Source organism: Amphritea atlantica, assembly GCF_024347255.1.
Lineage (GTDB): Bacteria > Pseudomonadota > Gammaproteobacteria > Pseudomonadales > Balneatricaceae > Amphritea > Amphritea atlantica.
This window is the reverse complement of record NZ_AP025284.1, coordinates 2,962,164-2,986,220: the sequence shown is the minus strand read 5'-3', so window position 1 is coordinate 2,986,220 and position 24,057 is coordinate 2,962,164. Positions and strand designations below refer to the sequence as shown.

The 24,057-nt window shown below is 55.8% G+C and carries 5 protein-coding genes; 4 read left to right on the top strand and 1 reads right to left on the bottom strand.

Translation table 11 applies throughout. The annotated features are described in order from the left end of the window. Window positions 1–40: 40 nt before the first annotated feature. Entirely contained in the window at window positions 41–634 is a 594-nt protein-coding gene (locus tag OCU43_RS13745) for a UPF0149 family protein (protein WP_091357104.1), read from the bottom strand. Between the two features lie 128 nt (window positions 635–762). On the opposite strand from OCU43_RS13745, the gene recQ reads away from it, so the two are divergent. From recQ to OCU43_RS13725, 4 genes are all read left to right on the top strand, one after another. Continuing rightward, window positions 763–2,904: a DNA helicase RecQ gene (gene recQ, locus OCU43_RS13740; RefSeq protein ID WP_091357238.1), complete on the top strand. Its 2,142-nt coding sequence runs from the start codon at window positions 763–765 to the stop codon at window positions 2,902–2,904. Between the two features lie 5 nt (window positions 2,905–2,909). Continuing rightward, window positions 2,910–3,329 carry a YqaA family protein gene (locus tag OCU43_RS13735; protein WP_091357106.1) on the top strand — a complete coding sequence of 140 codons (420 nt, stop codon included), beginning with the start codon at window positions 2,910–2,912 and terminating at the stop codon, window positions 3,327–3,329. Window positions 3,330–3,413: 84 nt separating this feature from the next. After that, entirely contained in the window at window positions 3,414–4,199 is a 786-nt protein-coding gene (locus tag OCU43_RS13730; protein ID WP_091357108.1) for a hypothetical protein, read from the top strand. 475 nt (window positions 4,200–4,674) lie between these two features. Further along, complete coding sequence (locus OCU43_RS13725) at window positions 4,675–23,997, top strand: Calx-beta domain-containing protein (protein WP_275991306.1); 19,323 nt, start codon at window positions 4,675–4,677, stop codon at window positions 23,995–23,997. The last annotated feature ends 60 nt before the right edge of the window (window positions 23,998–24,057 follow it).

The window sequence follows — 24,057 nt, the reverse complement described above, 5'->3', positions numbered from 1 at the left end:
GATCAGCGGGCTTTTTCTTAGTCAGATGACAGACCTGGGATTATTTTTTATCAGCAGGGGCGTGGAACAGCAGATAAAGATCGACCAGCAGGTCAGGGATGGTGCGGCACATCTCATCGCAGAGTTTGGTGTCTGCGCGCATTTTAACAAACTCTTCATCATCAAACAGTTCCGATGCAATCATGATCGGAAGCATCAGTTCGGCGACTTCCTCTTCAGCCTGGTGGTTAAACCATTCGTCCTCTTTAAGGAAAACAGCCTCCATAAAGGCCTGAGCCCAACTGGTCAGAGCGCTTTGCTCTTCGTCGTCTTCTGTTTCCAGTGTCAGCTCGCATGGCAGCAGCATATCCTGATCGTTATAGAGGTCGCTGCCAATGCTGAAGTATAGCCGGCGTAGCAATCCTTCAATGCGTGCTTTTTCGGTATCGCTGCTGTAGTCAGGCGCACCATCAAACAGTTCCTGAAGCCACTGTTTCTCGGTAATTTTAACCGGACTGATGTTCAGCGCACAGAAGTAACCATGGGTGCCGACCAGATCCAGCGCGTCTTCAGATACTGCATCTGAGAACATAAATGCTTCAAGCTCATCCAGTTCCTCATCAGTCAGGGGGGTATTCAGCATCGCATTTTGCATAGGTTCGGGTCCGGCTAAGAAAGTGTGAGCAGATTCTAACAGCGAAAAGCCTGAGATCGTAGTGTTAATCGTCCAGAATCGGATAAATCTGGATGACAGTCAGCCTTTCATCCCGGATAATGCCGACCATGATAGAACAGGCACGACATCTCCTAAAACAGATTTTTGGATACGACCAGTTTCGCGAACCGCAACAGGAGGTCATTAAGACACTGTTGAGCGGGGAGGATGCGCTGGTTGTTATGCCGACTGGCGGCGGGAAATCACTGTGTTATCAGTTGCCTGCACTTATCCGGCCCGGCGTGGCGGTGGTGGTCTCTCCGCTGATCGCGCTGATGCAGGACCAGGTGCAGGCGTTGTCCCAGTGGGGGATCGCTGCCGGTTACCTCAACTCGTCGATGGATTTTGCCATGGCGCAGGAGGTCGAGCATCAGTTGCGCAGCGGGGAGCTTGATCTGCTCTATGTAGCCCCTGAACGATTGCTGCAGCCGCGCACGCTGAAAATGCTGTCGGAATGTCAACTGGCGTTGTTTGCGATCGATGAAGCACACTGCGTTTCACAGTGGGGACATGATTTCCGCCCCGAATACCTTCAGCTCAGCTACCTGCAGGACTGTTTTCCGGGGGTTCCGAGAATTGCGCTGACGGCGACTGCTGATGAGCGTACCCGGGAAGAGATCTGTGAGCGCCTTGGGTTGCAGAACGCACGAAAGTTTATTCAGGGCTTTGACCGGCCAAACATACGCTACCGTATTGGGCAGAAGCATCGGGCTAAAGAGCAGTTACTCAAATTTCTGAAGGCCGAGCATGCCAGTGATTCCGGCATTGTCTACTGTCTTTCGCGCAAAAAAGTGGAAGACACCGCGCAGTGGCTGCAGGAGCAGGGATTTAACGCGCTTCCTTATCACGCAGGACTGCCCGCCGAGCTGCGACGACATAATCAGCACCGTTTTCTGACGGAAGAGAATATTCTGATGGTCGCAACGGTGGCTTTCGGTATGGGCATTGATAAGCCCAATGTACGTTTTGTCGCTCACCTTGATCTGCCCAAAAGTGTCGAGGCCTATTATCAGGAAACCGGTCGTGCTGGTCGTGACGGTCTGCCAGCCGACGCCTGGATGGTCTATGGACTGCAGGATGTCATCTTCCTGCGGCAGATGCTGGAAAGTTCGCAAGCTGATGAACTGCACAAAAGTATTGAGCGACAAAAACTTGAAGCGATGCTGGGGCTGTGTGAGATTACCAGTTGCCGGCGTCAGTCCCTACTGACCTATTTTGGCGAGTCTCAGCCTGAACCCTGTGGTAACTGTGATACCTGTCTTGAGCCGGTCCCTGTCTGGGATGCAACTGAAGCCGCCCGTAAAGCACTTTCGGCGGTCTATCGTTGTGGTCAGCGGTTTGGCGTAAACCATATAATCGAAGTGCTGCTGGGCAAATCCAGCGAACGGGTGCTGGAATTAAAACACCATACGCTGAGTACATTCGGTATCGGTAAAGAGCTGGATCGTAATCAGTGGCGCTCAGTCTTCCGGCAACTGGTCGCCCGGGGGTATCTGAGTGTGGCGGCTAACAGTCATGGTGTGCTCTATCTGACTGATAGCTGCCGGCCTTTGTTGAAAGGCGAGTTGCCGATTGAGATGCGCCAGGATAAGCGCAAGCAGGAGTCTTTCCGTAAACGAAATGATCCGCAGCAGAAGCTTGATGCTGAAGACTATGGCTTGTGGAATGGGCTTAAAAGTCTGCGTATGACGCTGTCAAAAGAGCAAGATGTGCCTCCCTATGTTATTTTTCATGATGCGACCCTGATGGAGATGGTGATGTATCGGCCATTGACTCATCAGCAGATGGGCAGGCTAAACGGAATTGGTGAGCGTAAGCTGGCGCTTTATGGCGATGCGTTTCTCGAGCTGATCAGGGAGTATCAGTCTGAACAGCAGCAACCGCAAAATAAAGATCTTCAGGTGCAGCAATCGGTCGCGCTCTATGGTTCGGGGATGACTGTAGCGCAGGTCGCCCGGCAGCAGCATCTGTCAGAAAATGTGATATACAATCACCTGGCGGATGGAATCGCCGGTGGCCAGTTGAGTCTGGCTGATGTGGTAACGCTGACGGGGGACCAGTTGCAACAGGTGCAGCAGGTTATGTGTGAATCTATGGCGTCCTGCGGGGTGGCGCTTAAACCTGTCTATGAGGCGCTGGATGGTTTGTATGAATACGGAGTCTTGCGCTGTATCCGTGCCGACATGGAGCGCATTGAGCAGGGCGGCTGATCATTATGGCTGATCTTGGGGTGTGGGGCTTGTTTGTCAGCAGCTTTATCTCTGCCACCCTCATGCCCGGTGGTTCCGAGGTATTACTGGGGTATCTGCTGACTCAGCCTGACTCTCAGCCCCAGACGTTATTGCTGGCAGCCAGTGTGGGAAATAGTCTGGGCGGCATAGTGACTTTTGCAATGGGGTGGTGGGTCGCGGCACGCTGGCCACTGCTTCAGCCGGAGAAAAGAGCCCAGCAGCGTGCTCTCAGGGTTATACAGAGCGTTGGTCCTACAGCGTTGCTGTTGTCCTGGTTGCCCGTTATCGGTGATCCTCTCTGTTTTGCCGCGGGCTGGTTCCGTTGTCACCTGTTACTGTCCCTTGTCCTCATCACTCTGGGTAAGACCCTGCGTTTTTTATTCATTGTTTTAGCTTTTAGCTGATATAGTTGCTAAGGCCTTCGAGTAGTTCAGCGTTAAACAGAATCATCGAATGGTTGTCTGATCAGCATTGAGAATGGAGGAGCTATGCTGAGATTCTTCCGATTTCGGTCGCTGCGGATAATCCTGTTGCTGGTTATCCTGTTTGTGGTCGCGATGAATACCTGGTTATCCAGCGCGCGTATTCAGTCCTGGAACAGGCCTGTATGGGTGGTGCTTTATCCGATCAATGCCGATGGACGGGCCGATACTCAGGCCTATATCAATGCCCTCAGTGCAGAACATTTCGATGATATTGAGCAATTTTTGCAACGCGAATCTGCCCGCTATCATGTCGGGCTGAGTCCTGTCGCGGAGTTCCATCTGGCACCGGTACTGACGGCGCAGCCTCCTGAGGTAGAGATAGATGCCTCATTGTTTGAACGGGTTTTCTGGAGTCTTCATATGCGCTGGTGGTCTTGGCGCAACGATAACTGGAATGGTCCGGAGCCTGATGTCAGAATTTATCTGCGATACTTTTCTCCCAGAGAACATCTGCAGTTGTCGCATTCGCTGGGGTTGCAAAAGGGGATGATCGGTTTGGTGAATGGATTCGCCAGTGTTGATTACATGGGGACAAATAATTTTGTTATCGCCCATGAACTGATGCATACATTCGGCGCATCAGACAAATATAGCCTTGAAACTAACGAACCCCTCTTTCCGGATGGTTATGCTGATCCACAGCAAAGCCCGCTATTGCCGCAAACCCGGGCAGAGGTAATGGCGGGTCGGATAAAGGTTTCGCCGGGATGGTTGTTAATGCCAAAAAACCTCAATGATGTGGTTGTAGGTGCCTTAACGGCAAAAGAGATTGGCTGGCCATCATTGTAACTAGTGCATAGTGTTTTTGATCACCCTGTAGTCAAATCTGACAAATACCCATACTGGGTAGTAGGTGGTTAGATTCGTCTTCCAGAATAGTAATACACTCGGATGAGGCCCTGTAAATAATAAGGGTATTAAAACGTAAATACCTTTGCTATCAATGCGTTGATAATCCGTATCCAAAAAGAGACAGTCCTTTGAAGTGTTTCTATTTATCAAAGAATGATTTTAAACGCAGATTTTGAACGTTATATTTCACCAATATGGGTAGAAAATGATGATTCTATAGGTATTTACAGAGTATTCTATGTGATAGAATCTGCAAAATTTTAAACAGATAAGAAGAATTTATAGGCTTGGCGCTCAGAAAATCTGAGAGTTAAAGTGTAACTGATATGCAACATATTGGTCTTATTTTGGGCTTTGGTAGCTTGGTTAGCTAAGCGTCTGAAATCGGAATAATATCGTCTGGGGGGATGTTATGGAAAATGTAGATGCCGCAAAAGGAACTGTTGTTCGAGTTTCTGGCGAAGTCGTTGTTGTGGATTCGAAAGGTGCAGAGCACACACTGAAGGCGGGTGAGCAGATCAATCCTGGTGACATGATTATCGTGCGAGCCAATAGTGAGGCTGAGCTTGATCTGGGCAAATCTGCATCTGAAAAACTTCCTGCGGATACCGCGGCAGTCGTTCAGGTCGATCCTGAAACCGGTGAGATTATGCTGGTGATTCAGTCCGTCGGTACTGAGAGTTTTGATGTGGCCGATATTCAGGAAGCGATTCTCGCTGGCCAGGATCCTACCCAAATTCTTGAAGAAACCGCTGCGGGTAATACACCCCCAACCCGTTCCGGCTTTTCTGATTTCCAGTCTGTCGAGCGTACTGCCGATGAGGTTATTGCTCACGCTGGCTTTGATACGCAGCCTGAAGATAGGCAGCGTGATCCCTATGTGGATAACGAAGCCGATTTCCCTGCTCCACCGTCCCGCTATAGTATTTCCGATGTGCAGGTCAGTGAAGGCGGTTTGATGACCTTTACCGTCACACGCACGGGTGGTACTCAGGCCGCGACCATTGATTTTGCTACCAGCATTGAAAGTGGCGATACAGCGGAAGTCGCTGACTTCACCACCAACAGCGGTACGCTGACCTTTGCATCCGGTGTTACTTCCCAGACTTTCACCGTGCAGACTATTCAGGACGCTATCTTTGAAGGACCGGAAACCTTTACTGTCCTTCTGGATAATCCTACTAATGGTGGTGAAATTGAAGATGGTGTTGCTGTAGCGACGATTGTTGATGATGGCACAGGGCCTGTACCTCCCGGAGGTCCAGGCGCACCGGATGATGATACTACCAGCTTCAGCATTGGCGACGTAAGCGTTAGTGAGGGTGGCCTGATGACCTTTACTGTAACCCGTACCGGGGATGCTGAAGCGGATCAGACCATCGACTTTGCCACCAGTATCAGTGGTACGGATACAGCCGAAGCCAATGACTTCACCGGCAACAGCGGTACGCTGACCTTTGCTCCGGGCGTGACCAGTCAGACCTTTACCGTACAGACTACGCAGGATTCGATCTATGAAGGTAGTGAGACCTTTACGGTTACTCTGGATAATAATTCAGTAGGCAGTACGATCAGTGATGCTACAGCCGTTGCAACGATAATTGATGATGGCTCAGGCCCCGGCCCATTCGGCCCGGGACCGGGTCCCGATAATGATACAACTAGTTTTGCCGTTGATGGTGTGAGCGTGAGTGAAGGTGGCTTAATGACCTTCACCGTGACCCGCACCGGCGATGCCGAAGCGGATCAGAGCGTTAACTTCAGCACCCTGATCGGTGCCGGCGACAGCGCTGAAGCGGCTGACTTCACCGCCAACAGCGGTACCCTGACCTTTGCGCAGGGCGAAGTGAGCAAGACCTTCACCGTGCAGACCACCCAGGATGCCCAGTACGAAGGCGGCGAGACCTTTACCGTACAACTGGATACGCCTACCAACGGTGCGACTATCTCCACCGCGACCGGCACCGGTACTATCCTCGATGACGGCACTGGCCCGGGTCCATTCGACCCTACCGGTCCTGGCACCCCGGATGATGACCGTACCGGCTTCAGCGTAGATGACGTGCAGATCAGTGAAGGCGGCTTAATGACCTTCACCGTGACCCGTACCGGCGATGCCGCGGCGGATCAGAGCGTTGACTTTGCCACCAGCATTGCTGCGGGCGACAGCGCCGAAGCAGCCGACTTTATTGCTAACAGCGGCACGCTGACCTTTGCTGCGGGTGTGACCAGCCAGACCTTCACCGTGCAGACCACTCAGGACACCGTGTTCGAAGGCGATGAGACCTTCAGCGTTAACCTGAGCAACGCCACCAACGGCGGCCAGATCGCTGACGGTACTGGCGTGGGAACCATCGTCGATGACGGTACTGGCCCGGGTCCATTCAACCCAGGTCCGGGTCCGGATAACGACACCACCAGCTTCAGCATTGGCGACATGAGCGTCAGTGAGGGTGGCCTGATGACCTTCACCGTGACCCGGAGCGGGGATGCGGCGGATGCCCAGACCATCGACTTTGCCACCAGCATTGGGGCAGGTGATAGCGCCGAAGCCAATGACTTCACTGGCAACAGCGGCACGCTGACCTTTGCGCCCGGTGTGACCAGCCAGACCTTTACTGTCCAGACCACACAGGACGGTATCTATGAAGGTGGTGAGACCTTCACTGCGACCCTGAGCAACAACTCAGCGGGCAGCACCATAGCGGATGCCACCGCCACCGGTACTATCCTGGATGACGGCACTGGCCCGGGTCCATTCGACCCAACCGGTCCTGGCACCCCAGACAACGATACCGCCAGCTTTGCGGTGGACAGCGTCAGCATCAGTGAAGGTGGCTTAATGACCTTCACCGTGACCCGCACCGGCGATGCCGAAGCGGATCAGAGCGTTAACTTCAGCACCCTGATCGGTGCCGGCGACAGCGCCGAAGCGGCTGACTTCACCGCCAACAGCGGTACCCTGACCTTTGCGCAGGGCGAAGTGAGCAAGACCTTCACCGTGCAGACCACCCAGGATGCCCAGTACGAAGGCGGCGAGACCTTTACCGTACAACTGGATACGCCGACCAACGGTGCGACTATCTCCACCGCGACCGGCACCGGTACTATCCTCGATGACGGCACTGGCCCGGGTCCATTCGACCCTACCGGTCCTGGCACCCCGGATGATGACCGTACCGGCTTCAGCGTAGATGACGTGCAGATCAGTGAAGGCGGCTTAATGACCTTCACCGTGACCCGTACCGGCGATGCCGCGGCGGATCAGAGCGTTGACTTTGCCACCAGCATTGCTGCGGGCGACAGCGCCGAAGCAGCCGACTTTATTGCTAACAGCGGCACGCTGACCTTTGCTGCGGGTGTGACCAGCCAGACCTTCACCGTGCAGACCACTCAGGACACCGTGTTCGAAGGCGACGAGACCTTCAGCGTTAACCTGAGCAACGCCACCAACGGCGGCCAGATCGCTGACGGTACTGGCGTGGGAACCATCGTCGATGACGGTACTGGCCCGGGTCCATTCAACCCAGGTCCGGGTCCGGATAACGACACCACCAGCTTCAGCATTGGCGACATGAGCGTCAGTGAGGGTGGCCTGATGACCTTCACCGTGACCCGGAGCGGGGATGCGGCGGATGCCCAGACCATCGACTTTGCCACCAGCATTGGGGCAGGTGATAGCGCCGAAGCCAATGACTTCACTGGCAACAGCGGCACGCTGACCTTTGCGCCCGGTGTGACCAGCCAGACCTTTACTGTCCAGACCACACAGGACGGTATCTATGAAGGTGGTGAGACCTTCACTGCGACCCTGAGCAACAACTCAGCGGGCAGCACCATAGCGGATGCCACCGCCACCGGTACTATCCTGGATGACGGCACTGGCCCGGGTCCATTCGACCCAACCGGTCCTGGCACCCCAGACAACGATACCGCCAGCTTTGCGGTGGACAGCGTCAGCATCAGTGAAGGTGGCTTAATGACCTTCACCGTGACCCGCACCGGCGATGCCGAAGCGGATCAGAGCGTTAACTTCAGCACCCTGATCGGTGCCGGCGACAGCGCCGAAGCGGCTGACTTCACCGCCAACAGCGGTACCCTGACCTTTGCGCAGGGCGAAGTGAGCAAGACCTTCACCGTGCAGACCACCCAGGATGCCCAGTACGAAGGCGGCGAGACCTTTACCGTACAACTGGATACGCCGACCAACGGTGCGACTATCTCCACCGCGACCGGCACCGGTACTATCCTCGATGACGGCACTGGCCCGGGTCCATTCGACCCTACCGGTCCTGGCACCCCGGATGATGACCGTACCGGCTTCAGCGTAGATGACGTGCAGATCAGTGAAGGCGGCTTAATGACCTTCACCGTGACCCGTACCGGCGATGCCGCGGCGGATCAGAGCGTTGACTTTGCCACCAGCATTGCTGCGGGCGACAGCGCCGAAGCAGCCGACTTTATTGCTAACAGCGGCACGCTGACCTTTGCTGCGGGTGTGACCAGCCAGACCTTCACCGTGCAGACCACTCAGGACACCGTGTTCGAAGGCGATGAGACCTTCAGCGTTAACCTGAGCAACGCCACCAACGGCGGCCAGATCGCTGACGGTACTGGCGTGGGAACCATCGTCGATGACGGTACTGGCCCGGGTCCATTCAACCCAGGTCCGGGTCCGGATAACGACACCACCAGCTTCAGCATTGGCGACATGAGCGTCAGTGAGGGTGGCCTGATGACCTTCACCGTGACCCGGAGCGGGGATGCGGCGGATGCCCAGACCATCGACTTTGCCACCAGCATTGGGGCAGGTGATAGCGCCGAAGCCAATGACTTCACTGGCAACAGCGGCACGCTGACCTTTGCGCCCGGTGTGACCAGCCAGACCTTTACTGTCCAGACCACACAGGACGGTATCTATGAAGGTGGTGAGACCTTCACTGCGACCCTGAGCAACAACTCAGCGGGCAGCACCATAGCGGATGCCACCGCCACCGGTACTATCCTGGATGACGGCACTGGCCCGGGTCCATTCGACCCAACCGGTCCTGGCACCCCAGACAACGATACCGCCAGCTTTGCGGTGGACAGCGTCAGCATCAGTGAAGGTGGCTTAATGACCTTCACCGTGACCCGCACCGGCGATGCCGAAGCGGATCAGAGCGTTAACTTCAGCACCCTGATCGGTGCCGGCGACAGCGCCGAAGCGGCTGACTTCACCGCCAACAGCGGTACCCTGACCTTTGCACAGGGCGAAGTGAGCAAGACCTTCACCGTGCAGACCACCCAGGATGCCCAGTACGAAGGCGGCGAGACCTTTACCGTACAACTGGATACGCCGACCAACGGTGCGACTATCTCCACCGCGACCGGCACCGGTACTATCCTCGATGACGGCACTGGCCCGGGTCCATTCGACCCTACCGGTCCTGGCACCCCGGATGATGACCGTACCGGCTTCAGCGTAGATGACGTGCAGATCAGTGAAGGCGGCTTAATGACCTTCACCGTGACCCGTACCGGCGATGCCGCGGCGGATCAGAGCGTTGACTTTGCCACCAGCATTGCTGCGGGCGACAGCGCCGAAGCAGCCGACTTTATTGCTAACAGCGGCACGCTGACCTTTGCTGCGGGTGTGACGTCCCAGACCTTCACCGTGCAGACCACTCAGGACAGCGTGTTCGAAGGCGACGAGACCTTCAGCGTTAACCTGAGCAACGCCACCAACGGCGGCCAGATCGCTGACGGTACTGGCGTGGGAACCATCGTCGATGACGGTACTGGCCCGGGTCCATTCAACCCAGGTCCGGGTCCGGATAACGACACCACCAGCTTCAGCATTGGCGACATGAGCGTCAGTGAGGGTGGCCTGATGACCTTCACCGTGACCCGGAGCGGGGATGCGGCGGATGCCCAGACCATCGACTTTGCCACCAGCATTGGGGCAGGTGATAGCGCCGAAGCCAATGACTTCACTGGCAACAGCGGCACGCTGACCTTTGCGCCCGGTGTGACCAGCCAGACCTTTACTGTCCAGACCACACAGGACGGTATCTATGAAGGTGGTGAGACCTTCACTGCGACCCTGAGCAACAACTCAGCGGGCAGCACCATAGCGGATGCCACCGCCACCGGTACTATCCTGGATGACGGCACTGGCCCGGGTCCATTCGACCCAACCGGTCCTGGCACCCCAGACAACGATACCGCCAGCTTTGCGGTGGACAGCGTCAGCATCAGTGAAGGTGGCTTAATGACCTTCACCGTGACCCGCACCGGCGATGCCGAAGCGGATCAGAGCGTTAACTTCAGCACCCTGATCGGTGCCGGCGACAGCGCCGAAGCGGCTGACTTCACCGCCAACAGCGGTACCCTGACCTTTGCGCAGGGCGAAGTGAGCAAGACCTTCACCGTGCAGACCACCCAGGATGCCCAGTACGAAGGCGGCGAGACCTTTACCGTACAACTGGATACGCCGACCAACGGTGCGACTATCTCCACCGCGACCGGCACCGGTACTATCCTCGATGACGGCACTGGCCCGGGTCCATTCGACCCTACCGGTCCTGGCACCCCGGATGATGACCGTACCGGCTTCAGCGTAGATGACGTGCAGATCAGTGAAGGCGGCTTAATGACCTTCACCGTGACCCGTACCGGCGATGCCGCGGCGGATCAGAGCGTTGACTTTGCCACCAGCATTGCTGCGGGCGACAGCGCCGAAGCAGCCGACTTTATTGCTAACAGCGGCACGCTGACCTTTGCTGCGGGTGTGACCAGCCAGACCTTCACCGTGCAGACCACTCAGGACACCGTGTTCGAAGGCGATGAGACCTTCAGCGTTAACCTGAGCAACGCCACCAACGGCGGCCAGATCGCTGACGGTACTGGCGTGGGAACCATCGTCGATGACGGTACTGGCCCGGGTCCATTCAACCCAGGTCCGGGTCCGGATAACGACACCACCAGCTTCAGCATTGGCGACATGAGCGTCAGTGAGGGTGGCCTGATGACCTTCACCGTGACCCGGAGCGGGGATGCGGCGGATGCCCAGACCATCGACTTTGCCACCAGCATTGGGGCAGGTGATAGCGCCGAAGCCAATGACTTCACTGGCAACAGCGGCACGCTGACCTTTGCGCCCGGTGTGACCAGCCAGACCTTTACTGTCCAGACCACACAGGACGGTATCTATGAAGGTGGTGAGACCTTCACTGCGACCCTGAGCAACAACTCAGCGGGCAGCACCATAGCGGATGCCACCGCCACCGGTACTATCCTGGATGACGGCACTGGCCCGGGTCCATTCGACCCAACCGGTCCTGGCACCCCAGACAACGATACCGCCAGCTTTGCGGTGGACAGCGTCAGCATCAGTGAAGGTGGCTTAATGACCTTCACCGTGACCCGCACCGGCGATGCCGAAGCGGATCAGAGCGTTAACTTCAGCACCCTGATCGGTGCCGGCGACAGCGCCGAAGCGGCTGACTTCACCGCCAACAGCGGTACCCTGACCTTTGCGCAGGGCGAAGTGAGCAAGACCTTCACCGTGCAGACCACCCAGGATGCCCAGTACGAAGGCGGCGAGACCTTTACCGTACAACTGGATACGCCGACCAACGGTGCGACTATCTCCACCGCGACCGGCACCGGTACTATCCTCGATGACGGCACTGGCCCGGGTCCATTCGACCCTACCGGTCCTGGCACCCCGGATGATGACCGTACCGGCTTCAGCGTAGATGACGTGCAGATCAGTGAAGGCGGCTTAATGACCTTCACCGTGACCCGTACCGGCGATGCCGCGGCGGATCAGAGCGTTGACTTTGCCACCAGCATTGCTGCGGGCGACAGCGCCGAAGCAGCCGACTTTATTGCTAACAGCGGCACGCTGACCTTTGCTGCGGGTGTGACCAGCCAGACCTTCACCGTGCAGACCACTCAGGACAGCGTGTTCGAAGGCGACGAGACCTTCAGCGTTAACCTGAGCAACGCCACCAACGGCGGCCAGATCGCTGACGGTACTGGCGTGGGAACCATCGTTGATGACGGTACTGGCCCGGGTCCATTCAACCCAGGTCCGGGTCCGGATAACGACACCACCAGCTTCAGCATTGGCGACATGAGCGTCAGTGAGGGTGGCCTGATGACCTTCACCGTGACCCGGAGCGGGGATGCGGCGGATGCCCAGACCATCGACTTTGCCACCAGCATTGGGGCAGGTGATAGCGCCGAAGCCAATGACTTCACTGGCAACAGCGGCACGCTGACCTTTGCGCCCGGTGTGACCAGCCAGACCTTTACTGTCCAGACCACACAGGACGGTATCTATGAAGGTGGTGAGACCTTCACTGCGACCCTGAGCAACAACTCAGCGGGCAGCACCATAGCGGATGCCACCGCCACCGGTACTATCCTGGATGACGGCACTGGCCCGGGTCCATTCGACCCAACCGGTCCTGGCACCCCAGACAACGATACCGCCAGCTTTGCGGTGGACAGCGTCAGCATCAGTGAAGGTGGCTTAATGACCTTCACCGTGACCCGCACCGGCGATGCCGAAGCGGATCAGAGCGTTAACTTCAGCACCCTGATCGGTGCCGGCGACAGCGCCGAAGCGGCTGACTTCACCGCCAACAGCGGTACCCTGACCTTTGCGCAGGGCGAAGTGAGCAAGACCTTCACCGTGCAGACCACCCAGGATGCCCAGTACGAAGGCGGCGAGACCTTTACCGTACAACTGGATACGCCGACCAACGGTGCGACTATCTCCACCGCGACCGGCACCGGTACTATCCTCGATGACGGCACTGGCCCGGGTCCATTCGACCCTACCGGTCCTGGCACCCCGGATGATGACCGTACCGGCTTCAGCGTAGATGACGTGCAGATCAGTGAAGGCGGCTTAATGACCTTCACCGTGACCCGTACCGGCGATGCCGCGGCGGATCAGAGCGTTGACTTTGCCACCAGCATTGCTGCGGGCGACAGCGCCGAAGCAGCCGACTTTATTGCTAACAGCGGCACGCTGACCTTTGCTGCGGGTGTGACCAGCCAGACCTTCACCGTGCAGACCACTCAGGACAGCGTGTTCGAAGGCGACGAGACCTTCAGCGTTAACCTGAGCAACGCCACCAACGGCGGCCAGATCGCTGACGGTACTGGCGTGGGAACCATCGTTGATGACGGTACTGGCCCGGGTCCATTCAACCCAGGTCCGGGTCCGGATAACGACACCACCAGCTTCAGCATTGGCGACATGAGCGTCAGTGAGGGTGGCCTGATGACCTTCACCGTGACCCGGAGCGGGGATGCGGCGGATGCCCAGACCATCGACTTTGCCACCAGCATTGGGGCAGGTGATAGCGCCGAAGCCAATGACTTCACTGGCAACAGCGGCACGCTGACCTTTGCGCCCGGTGTGACCAGCCAGACCTTTACTGTCCAGACCACACAGGACGGTATCTATGAAGGTGGTGAGACCTTCACTGCGACCCTGAGCAACAACTCAGCGGGCAGCACCATAGCGGATGCCACCGCCACCGGTACTATCCTGGATGACGGCACTGGCCCGGGTCCATTCGACCCAACCGGTCCTGGCACCCCAGACAACGATACCGCCAGCTTTGCGGTGGACAGCGTCAGCATCAGTGAAGGTGGCTTAATGACCTTCACCGTGACCCGCACCGGCGATGCCGAAGCGGATCAGAGCGTTAACTTCAGCACCCTGATCGGTGCCGGCGACAGCGCCGAAGCGGCTGACTTCACCGCCAACAGCGGTACCCTGACCTTTGCGCAGGGCGAAGTGAGCAAGACCTTCACCGTGCAGACCACCCAGGATGCCCAGTACGAAGGCGGCGAGACCTTTACCGTACAACTGGATACGCCGACCAACGGTGCGACTATCTCCACCGCGACCGGCACCGGTACTATCCTCGATGACGGCACTGGCCCGGGTCCATTCGACCCTACCGGTCCTGGCACCCCGGATGATGACCGTACCGGCTTCAGCGTAGATGACGTGCAGATCAGTGAAGGCGGCTTAATGACCTTCACCGTGACCCGTACCGGCGATGCCGCGGCGGATCAGAGCGTTGACTTTGCCACCAGCATTGCTGCGGGCGACAGCGCCGAAGCAGCCGACTTTATTGCTAACAGCGGCACGCTGACCTTTGCTGCGGGTGTGACCAGCCAGACCTTCACCGTGCAGACCACTCAGGACACCGTGTTCGAAGGCGATGAGACCTTCAGCGTTAACCTGAGCAACGCCACCAACGGCGGCCAGATCGCTGACGGTACTGGCGTGGGAACCATCGTCGATGACGGTACTGGCCCGGGTCCATTCAACCCAGGTCCGGGTCCGGATAACGACACCACCAGCTTCAGCATTGGCGACATGAGCGTCAGTGAGGGTGGCCTGATGACCTTCACCGTGACCCGGAGCGGGGATGCGGCGGATGCCCAGACCATCGACTTTGCCACCAGCATTGGGGCAGGTGATAGCGCCGAAGCCAATGACTTCACTGGCAACAGCGGCACGCTGACCTTTGCGCCCGGTGTGACCAGCCAGACCTTTACTGTCCAGACCACACAGGACGGTATCTATGAAGGTGGTGAGACCTTCACTGCGACCCTGAGCAACAACTCAGCGGGCAGCACCATAGCGGATGCCACCGCCACCGGTACTATCCTGGATGACGGCACTGGCCCGGGTCCATTCGACCCAACCGGTCCTGGCACCCCAGACAACGATACCGCCAGCTTTGCGGTGGACAGCGTCAGCATCAGTGAAGGTGGCTTAATGACCTTCACCGTGACCCGCACCGGCGATGCCGAAGCGGATCAGAGCGTTAACTTCAGCACCCTGATCGGTGCCGGCGACAGCGCCGAAGCGGCTGACTTCACCGCCAACAGCGGTACCCTGACCTTTGCGCAGGGCGAAGTGAGCAAGACCTTCACCGTGCAGACCACCCAGGATGCCCAGTACGAAGGCGGCGAGACCTTTACCGTACAACTGGATACGCCGACCAACGGTGCGACTATCTCCACCGCGACCGGCACCGGTACTATCCTCGATGACGGCACTGGCCCGGGTCCATTCGACCCTACCGGTCCTGGCACCCCGGATGATGACCGTACCGGCTTCAGCGTAGATGACGTGCAGATCAGTGAAGGCGGCTTAATGACCTTCACCGTGACCCGTACCGGCGATGCCGCGGCGGATCAGAGCGTTGACTTTGCCACCAGCATTGCTGCGGGCGACAGCGCCGAAGCAGCCGACTTTATTGCTAACAGCGGCACGCTGACCTTTGCTGCGGGTGTGACCAGCCAGACCTTCACCGTGCAGACCACTCAGGACACCGTGTTCGAAGGCGATGAGACCTTCAGCGTTAACCTGAGCAACGCCACCAACGGCGGCCAGATCGCTGACGGTACTGGCGTGGGAACCATCGTCGATGACGGTACTGGCCCGGGTCCATTCAACCCAGGTCCGGGTCCGGATAACGACACCACCAGCTTCAGCATTGGCGACATGAGCGTCAGTGAGGGTGGCCTGATGACCTTCACCGTGACCCGGAGCGGGGATGCGGCGGATGCCCAGACCATCGACTTTGCCACCAGCATTGGGGCAGGTGATAGCGCCGAAGCCAATGACTTCACTGGCAACAGCGGCACGCTGACCTTTGCGCCCGGTGTGACCAGCCAGACCTTTACTGTCCAGACCACACAGGACGGTATCTATGAAGGTGGTGAGACCTTCACTGCGACCCTGAGCAACAACTCAGCGGGCAGCACCATAGCGGATGCCACCGCCACCGGTACTATCCTGGATGACGGCACTGGCCCGGGTCCATTCGACCCAACCGGTCCTGGCACCCCAGACAACGATACCGCCAGCTTTGCGGTGGACAGCGTCAGCATCAGTGAAGGTGGCTTAATGACCTTCACCGTGACCCGCACCGGCGATGCCGAAGCGGATCAGAGCGTTAACTTCAGCACCCTGATCGGTGCCGGCGACAGCGCCGAAGCGGCTGACTTCACCGCCAACAGCGGTACCCTGACCTTTGCGCAGGGCGAAGTGAGCAAGACCTTCACCGTGCAGACCACCCAGGATGCCCAGTACGAAGGCGGCGAGACCTTTACCGTACAACTGGATACGCCGACCAACGGTGCGACTATCTCCACCGCGACCGGCACCGGTACTATCCTCGATGACGGCACTGGCCCGGGTCCATTCGACCCTACCGGTCCTGGCACCCCGGATGATGACCGTACCGGCTTCAGCGTAGATGACGTGCAGATCAGTGAAGGCGGCTTAATGACCTTCACCGTGACCCGTACCGGCGATGCCGCGGCGGATCAGAGCGTTGACTTTGCCACCAGCATTGCTGCGGGCGACAGCGCCGAAGCAGCCGACTTTATTGCTAACAGCGGCACGCTGACCTTTGCTGCGGGTGTGACCAGCCAGACCTTCACCGTGCAGACCACTCAGGACACCGTGTTCGAAGGCGATGAGACCTTCAGCGTTAACCTGAGCAACGCCACCAACGGCGGCCAGATCGCTGACGGTACTGGCGTGGGAACCATCGTCGATGACGGTACTGGCCCGGGTCCATTCAACCCAGGTCCGGGTCCGGATAACGACACCACCAGCTTCAGCATTGGCGACATGAGCGTCAGTGAGGGTGGCCTGATGACCTTCACCGTGACCCGGAGCGGGGATGCGGCGGATGCCCAGACCATCGACTTTGCCACCAGCATTGGGGCAGGTGATAGCGCCGAAGCCAATGACTTCACTGGCAACAGCGGCACGCTGACCTTTGCGCCCGGTGTGACCAGCCAGACCTTTACTGTCCAGACCACACAGGACGGTATCTATGAAGGTGGTGAGACCTTCACTGCGACCCTGAGCAACAACTCAGCGGGCAGCACCATAGCGGATGCCACCGCCACCGGTACTATCCTGGATGACGGCACTGGCCCGGGTCCATTCGACCCAACCGGTCCTGGCACCCCAGACAACGATACCGCCAGCTTTGCGGTGGACAGCGTCAGCATCAGTGAAGGTGGCTTAATGACCTTCACCGTGACCCGCACCGGCGATGCCGAAGCGGATCAGAGCGTTAACTTCAGCACCCTGATCGGTGCCGGCGACAGCGCCGAAGCGGCTGACTTCACCGCCAACAGCGGTACCCTGACCTTTGCGCAGGGCGAAGTGAGCAAGACCTTCACCGTGCAGACCACCCAGGATGCCCAGTACGAAGGCGGCGAGACCTTTACCGTACAACTGGATACGCCGACCAACGGTGCGACTATCTCCACCGCGACCGGCACCGGTACTATCCTCGATGACGGCACTGGCCCGGGTCCATTCGACCCTACCGGTCCTGGCACCCCGGATGATGACCGTACCGGCTTCAGCGTAGATGACGTGCAGATCAGTGAAGGCGGCTTAATGACCTTCACCGTGACCCGTACCGGCGATGCCGCGGCGGATCAGAGCGTTGACTTTGCCACCAGCATTGCTGCGGGCGACAGCGCCGAAGCAGCCGACTTTATTGCTAACAGCGGCACGCTGACCTTTGCTGCGGGTGTGACGTCCCAGACCTTCACCGTGCAGACCACTCAGGACAGCGTGTTCGAAGGCGACGAGACCTTCAGCGTTAACCTGAGCAACGCCACCAACGGCGGCCAGATCGCTGACGGTACTGGCGTGGGAACCATCGTTGATGACGGTACTGGCCCGGGTCCATTCAACCCAGGTCCGGGTCCGGATAACGACACCACCAGCTTCAGCATTGGCGACATGAGCGTCAGTGAGGGTGGCCTGATGACCTTCACCGTGACCCGGAGCGGGGATGCGGCGGATGCCCAGACCATCGACTTTGCCACCAGCATTGGGGCAGGTGATAGCGCCGAAGCCAATGACTTCACTGGCAACAGCGGTACGCTGACCTTTGCGCCCGGCGTGACCAGCCAGACCTTCACTGTGCAGACCACACAGGACGGTATCTATGAAGGTGGTGAGACCTTCACTGCGACCCTGAGCAACAACTCAGCGGGCAGCACCATAGCGGATGCCACCGCCACCGGTACTATCCTGGATGACGGCACTGGCCCGGGTCCATTCGACCCAACCGGTCCGGGAACACCTGATAATGACGTTCCAACGCTGTCTGTCAGTAGCCCAACTGAGGGTGAAGGTGGACAGATGGAGTTCATTATCAGTCTGAGTAACCCGAGTCTTGAGACGGTCAGCTTCAGTGTTGCGACAGTTGATACTGGCAGCGCAACGGATACCACTGATTACAGTCCGGCTCTTGAATACTTCAATACGGGGTCTGGTTTGTGGGAACCTGTTTCAGGTGATCTCAGCTTTGCGCCTGGCACAACAACCCTTCAGGTTCGTTCTGCTACCGTGCAGGATGCCCTGGTTGAAGGCCCTGAAAGTTTCGATCTGACAGCAACGGTTACCGGCGGCAGCACTACAAACAGCAGTGCAACCGGAACAGGTACTATCACTGATGATGACCATACACCTGATGCTGTTAACAGCAGCGCTTCAACTCTGGAAGACACAACACTGACGTTTAGTGCTGCTGACTTCGGTTTCAGTGATGTTGATACCGGTAATACTTTACAGGCTGTTCGGATTGAGTCTCTGCCAACTGATGGCACGCTGTTCTTCAATGGCGTCGAGATTACGGCTGCGAACCTGGCCAGCTTTAATGCGGGTAGCAATGAGATAAGCAGTACTGATATCGGTTTGCTGACCTTTGAGCCTGCTCTGCATGATTCCGGTTATGACAGCTATAGTGCTGCGGGTGAGGGCGATCAGTTAAATGACTACGACAGCATTACCTTCAGTGTGTCCGACGGTGTTAACTGGAGCGTGACTCCTGCGACGCTGACGATCGATGTCACTCCGGTCGCTGATGCTCCGACACTCACCGTCGATGGCACACAGACCAGTGGTGGTGTTGATCTTGTTGATCTGATTACCGTTCCGGCTTCCGAAGGTCTGGTTAAAACAGTTTATACCAATGTGGGGATCAGTCCGGCCACAATCGATAGCAGTACGATTGAAACGATTGCTGATGGTCTGATCGGCGGCACAGCGACTGTCGAAACTCAGCCTTATCGCGATGGCGGTAATGGTGTAGATAATATTCCTGTCGATAATCTCGAAGTCACTACAGGTGTTATTTATCTTGAAGCGGGTACAACCCTGTCGTTCAATGGTTATTCCGATGATGCTTTCCGCATAGAGCTCGGTGGTACTACATTGATTGATACCACTGGAGATGCCTATGGAGACTACGATACGTCTACTGTAGGTACTGCAGCGGTGGGATCCGGTACTGTATCTACCTATGGCGACTTTACTGCGGCATCAGCCGGCTACTACACCTTCGAGATGTATATCTACAACCATATTGGTGCAGGTGACCTGTCGGTTAACGTCAGTGTTAATGGTGGTGCAAGTCAGCCATTCGATACTGCTGCGGTTAATATGTACACCGGTATTGATGCGGTAGATGCCGCTCAGGGACAGCATTCAGATCTGATTCTGACGTCCGGCAGTGATGGTGGTTATTATCCTGTAGAGCTGAATAAAGGGTATGAAGGTACTCCGATCAAATTGACGGCTGTCGATTCTGCTTTGGTCGATACCGATGGTTCTGAAGTGCTTAGCAGTATTGTTATCTCCTCTATTCCTGACGGTTCAGTGTTGACCGATGGCACTAATAGCTTTACGGCTACTGCAGGTAATACCAGCGTTGATGTGACCAGCTGGAATCTGGATAACCTGAGCTATACCGGTTATACCGATCTGCCGAATGGAGCTAGTGAGGTTCATACACTGGTCGTAACGGCTACCTCTCAGGAGCTGGCGAATGGTGCCGTGGTTGATACAGCTACTTCAACCGCTAATCTCAATATTACGGTGATCGAAACTGACGACCCATCAGTGATTACCTCTGTTGATACCGTTTCAGTCTCTGAAGAGGGGCTGATAAATGGACTTATCGATAATACTGGTGATCCGGTTGATACGACCGATGATGCGTTCGCAACAGGCGTTATCAACTTCACTGACTCGGATAGCAGTACGTTTAGTGTGTCTCTGACAGGACTTACAAGTGTTACGTCTGAGGGTAACCCAATCAACCTTACCTCTGGTGGTGATGATGTTGATAGCTGGAGCTGGGATGCGGCTAGTCAGACGCTGACAGGAAGTACCTCTGCCGGGGTCGATGTTCTGACGATTACGCTTGATCCGGTTGTTTCTTCCGGATCAAACAACAGTGTGTCATACACCGTTAATCTGCTTGCGCCAGTTGATCACCCGGTGAACAGTACAGAGGATATTATGGATCTGCAGTTTGGCGTTGCTATCTCTGATGGCTCTAATACTGTGAATTCCAGCCTTAATGTTCGCATTGAAGATGACCGCCCAGTGAGCGGTGATCTGAGCAACTCGCTTGAGGTGCCACTGGCACAGTCCAACGTTATGCTGGTTCTGGACTTCTCTGGAAGTATGTCAGGTAGTAACCTGGCGAATATGAAGGCAGCAGTAATCTCGATGCTGGATTCCTACGATAATGCGGGTTATACCGCAATTCAGATTGTCAACTTCAGCAGTACAGCAACTGTGCCAGGCGATGGTGGCTGGATCAGTGTCGCCGATGCGAAGTCCTATATCAACGCTTTAACTGATGCCGATATGGGCGGGGCAACAAATTACGATGCAGCCCTGGCAGCAGCACAGACCGCTTTTGCCGAAACAAACGGTTATATCGCAGGTGGCAAGAATATATCTTACTTCCTCTCTGATGGTGTACCTACTTCCGGTAATGAGGTCGATACTGCGGGTGACCAGGCCGCATGGGAAACCTTTGTTACTAACAACAACATTGATTCCTTCGCCGTTGGTTTTGGTGGCGCGGCGGTTACATCTCTCGAGCCGATTGCTTACAACGGTGTTGATGCAACGGAGCGCCCGGCAATTGATGCAACGGCTGCAGGGACAACTCTGACCGATTCTCTGTTGGCAACTGTTTCTACTGCTATCCCGGGTAATCTGTTTGGGTCTCTTGCCTCGGGCGGATTTGGTGCCGATGGCAATGGTCATGTACGCACGGTGACTATCGATTCAGTCACTTATACGTATGACAATATCGCCGGTACTATTACCAATAGTGCGGACAGTAATGTCATCAACGATAGTTCTGTAGTCATCACTACGTCTCTGGGTGGCCTGATAACCATCAATATGGATACGGGTGTTTACTCCTATGAGGCGGATCCAACCTTTACGGTGGATTTTGCTGAGACTATCGGCTTTACCATGCAGGATGTCGACGGTGATGTTACCTCTGGTATTGTCACTCTTGATGTCAGCAGAGAGGTGAAACCGACGCCGACATTGAATGCGAATGCGGCAGACGTTTTTGAGGCTGACATGGCTGATGGCACAAACAGTGCTGGTACCGGTGAAGTGGTTACCGGTAATATTCTGGCCGACGATACGATTCCAAATGGTTTATCCCTCAGCACATTGAGTATTGCCGGAGGTACTACGGTCGTAAATGGTAATCTCATTACGGTTACTACGGCAGAGGGCAATACGCTGGTAGTCGATAGTACTACCGGTGATTACACCTATACTCTGATTAATGCTGTCGATCATACTCAGTTGATAAATACGGGTAATACCATCACTCTGGCCAGTGATACCTTTAGTGGTTCTCTGGATGGCTGGGGCGGTAGTAACGTTACTCTTAACGGCAACCGGATGCTAATCGATGGTAATAACGATACCGCAACCAAAACGTTCGACTTTGGTCAGAATTATGCCAATCAAACCGTAACAGTGTCCTTCGATTTTGAAGCAACGACTAACTGGGATGGTGGCACTGACAACTTTGTTGTGACGGTAAACGGAACAGATGTTATCAATGACTCTCACACTGGAGGCACTCAGGCTTACTCTTTCGATATTACCCTGAACAATCTGGGACAGGCTGATGTTGTGTTATTGAATAGTAGTAGCTCAAACTTTGAAGATGCCTATATCGATAACTTTACAATCAGCGGGCCTGAGATCGTTGCTGTAGGAACCGATACTATTGTGGACAGCTTCACCTATGTGGTGACTGATCCCGGCGGTACGCCTTATACCTCGACTCTGGATGTAACGATCCATGACGATGTACCACAGGTGAACAATAGCATCGCTGTCTCTGTCGATGTTCCCGAGTCAGTCGACAGTAATGTCATTATGACTCTGGATATATCCGGTTCCATGACATCAGCTGTAGGTGGTAGCACTCGATTTGAACTGGCTAAACAGGCGATGATTGATACCATCACTGCCTATCAGGCTCAGGGTAACGCTAATGTCAATCTGACATTATTCGGTACACAAGGCGCCAATCTGGGGTGGATGAGTGCTGCGGATGCAATCAGTTATATTAATCTGTTGAGCATGGATACCGGCTCTATTCAGTATAACGGGGCCGCTATTACAGGTCTGACGGATGGCTGGACTAACTACGAAGCAGCCGTGGCCGTGACTGAGTCTGGTTATGCCGGAGCTCCTGCTGCGGATAAAACGGTTGCTTACTTCCTCTCCGATGGCGCACCGACAAAGGAATATGATGACACAACCACGACTCCAACTGATGTAACAGGTCAGAATACACAGGATGGTGTCGATACAGGTTATCTGGATAATACTTATCTGAATTCCTGGGATAGCTTCATCAATGGCAATAACATTGCTCTTGAAGTTGTTGGTATCGGTACAAACCTTAGTACAAGTTATCTTGACATGGTTCAGGTTATTCCAGGCAAGAACGCTCAGGTTGTCGCTGATATTACGACCCTGAGTGATGTATTGCTGTCTACTGTGGCGACTGTAGAGGGCAGCTTGTTTGGCGCTGACGGTGATAGTGGCATACTGTTTGGTGCAGATGGTGGTCATATTCTGGAGCTGAGCTATAACGGCGTAACCTATAGTTATGACGCAGCAAATCCAATACAAACTATCGCATTGTCTGAAGGTGATATGGATCTGAATTTTGAAACCGGATCTTTCACTTACACATCGAATGTTAGTAATGGTACCGACGTCATTGAGAACTTCATCATCAGTGTCAAAGACAGTGATGGCGACAGCTCTCTCAATCAGCCGCTATCAATGCTTATCGGAAAAAATCAGACTCTCACAGGGACTGATTCTGGTGAAACGCTGGATGGCGGCGCTGGTAACGATATCCTGGATGGTGGTTTAGGCAACGATATACTGATTGGTGGTTTAGGTGACGATATACTGATTGGTGGAGCCGGTGACGATTTGCTGATCGGTGGTGCCGGGGCTGATACCTTCGACTGGAATGGCGGAGATCAGGGGACTATCGCAATGCCTGCCAGCGATCATATTCAGGACTTTGTTGTGGCTGATGATAAGCTTGATCTTTCAGGCCTGCTTGATTCATTGGGTATGACAGATCCTGGTGTGGTTGAGTCCTATCTGAGCCTGACTGAGAATGCATCGAACGAGGCCGTATTGAGTGTTAAGGATAGTGCCGGTGGCAACGTTGTGCAGGAGATTGTGCTGGACAATGTCAGTATCCAGGATCTCAAAACCGATCTGAGTATTGATCAGGGCGCAACTAATAATGACCTGCTGAATCAGTTGATTGATCAGTCTAAACTGATTGTCTGAAACTGACTCGGGTGGCTCTCCAGGGAGCTGCCCGTTTTTTTGTTTAGCATATAGCATCGA

Excerpts from the sequence above, each read along its gene's own strand:
- OCU43_RS13725 (WP_275991306.1), top strand. The coding sequence starts at position 4,675 with ATGGAAAATGTAGATGCCGCAAAAGGAACTGTTGTTCGAGTTTCTGGC.
- OCU43_RS13735 (WP_091357106.1), top strand. The coding sequence starts at position 2,910 with ATGGCTGATCTTGGGGTGTGGGGCTTGTTTGTCAGCAGCTTTATCTCT.
- recQ (WP_091357238.1), top strand. The coding sequence starts at position 763 with ATGATAGAACAGGCACGACATCTCCTAAAACAGATTTTTGGATACGAC.
- OCU43_RS13745 (WP_091357104.1), bottom strand. The coding sequence starts at position 634 with ATGCAAAATGCGATGCTGAATACCCCCCTGACTGATGAGGAACTGGAT.
- OCU43_RS13730 (WP_091357108.1), top strand. The coding sequence starts at position 3,414 with ATGCTGAGATTCTTCCGATTTCGGTCGCTGCGGATAATCCTGTTGCTG.